The organism is Vibrio sp. SG41-7 (genome assembly GCF_014164465.1).
Taxonomy (GTDB): Bacteria; Pseudomonadota; Gammaproteobacteria; order Enterobacterales; family Vibrionaceae; genus Vibrio; species Vibrio splendidus.
Window position 1 is genome coordinate 1 of sequence record NZ_JACJFF010000272.1, and the last position, 1,743, is coordinate 1,743.

The 1,743-nt window shown below is 48.9% G+C and carries 1 protein-coding gene; it reads left to right on the forward strand.

All coding sequences use genetic code 11. The features are described 5' to 3' along the window. Positions 1–98 precede the first annotated feature (98 nt). Entirely contained in the window at positions 99–1,697 is a 1,599-nt protein-coding gene (gene tnpC, locus H5300_RS26560; protein WP_182797343.1) for an IS66 family transposase, read from the forward strand. Positions 1,698–1,743 lie beyond the last annotated feature (46 nt).

Below are 1,743 nucleotides of genomic sequence, written 5' to 3' on the forward strand. Positions count from 1 at the left end.
ACCCTTAAATTATCGATCCTCACGATCATGTTGACCGATCCCACAATGCTGGAATAATTGAGCGCATCAGCACTGCAAGCCAGCCGACAGGAACTTAAATGGCGCAAGACTTTACCGATATTGACAGCGAAGAGCTGGACGGACTTATCCAGCGAGTGCAGGAGGCAAAGGAGCACGACTTAGCACTGAGTGCGGAAGATTGCCACATCTTGTTGAAGGCATTAAAGACGCTGGCTGCCCTGCAAGAGCGTCTGTCTGACAACGATATCACCCTGCATAAATTGCGTAAGTTGGTTGGCATGGTCAAGTCATCAGAAACGATGGACACTCTACTCGGCCAGAAAAATAAGAAAAACAAAAACCGCGGTCAAAAACGTCCTAAGCCTAAAAATACCCAACCCAGCACGCCACCAGTGAAACCGAAAGTCACTCAGCATAAACTGGACGACCTAAAGAAAGGCGATAGTTGCCCCGAGTGTCAAAAAGGCAAGTTATATAAATACGAGCCCGCTACACTGTTGCGGATCACAGTGCAAAGCCCATTCGTCCCAGAGCAACACGTTATGGAGCGGCTACGTTGCAATGCCTGTGGTCAGTACTTCACTGCCAAGTTACCCAATGACGTGATAAATGATGGAGAGCCAAGCCAGAAGTATGGTTACAGTGCCCGCAGCCTGATGGCTCTTCACAAGTTTTTTGCAGGTGCGCCCTACTATCGTCAGGAGAGTACGCAGGCGCTGATGGGGATTAAACTGACCGCCTCAACCATCTTTGACCAAGTCGAGTTAGTCGCCAATAGCTTGCAACCCATTTATAACTTGTTAAGAGTGTTTGCCGCAAACGCAGAGCACTATTATTTAGATGACACGACCAACCGAATTTTAGACAAAGTCCCGATAGAAAAGCCGCAGCGAAATGGAACAAAAACCCGAGAGCGCAGTGGTGTTTACAGCTCCGGTTTAGTCGCGGGCTTAAAAGAGGGTCGTACTGTCGTGTTGTATCAGACCAATATCGGTCATGCCGGCGAGTTCATCGACGAGATTTTACATGACCGTGGCCGGACACTCGCGCCCCCGATATTGATGAGTGATGCCTTATCGAGCAACCGTCCATCGCTTGATTACGTGGTCGAACACAGTCTGTGCAACAGTCACGGACGACGGCAGTTTGCCGAGGTCCTTAATCAGTTCCCAGATGAAGTGGAGCAAGTACTACAGTGGTATGGTGAAATCTGGCGACACGATGATGAAGCCAGAGAGTTAGGACTTAACGCGGGGCAACGGTTAGCTTGGCATAAAAAGCTATCACTTCCGGTAATGGAGCAGATCCGAAGCTGGGGTCAGGCCGAGCTGAACAGGGGAAATACCGAAGAAAACAGCGGGCTTGGTAAAGCAATTAATTATTTTACTAAGCATTATGAGGGGTTGACCGCCTTCTGTCGTCTCGAGGGAGCACAGCTGGATAATAACCGAGCGGAGCAAGCGCTCAAGCTGGTTGCTCGCAACCGAAAAAATGCCCTGTTCCATAAAACACAGGCTGGTGCGAGCATTGCGGATGTGATCATGGCGATGATAGCGACATCAGCCGAAGCGGGTATAAATGTGCTGGATTACTTTAATACGATACAGCGAATGGAAAGTGAAGTTAAGGCTAATCCACAACAGTTCTTGCCCTGGAATTATCAGTCCAATATCTAATCAAAACAGGCTCTGGCTTTTGGCCAGAGCCGCTTCTTCATACCTA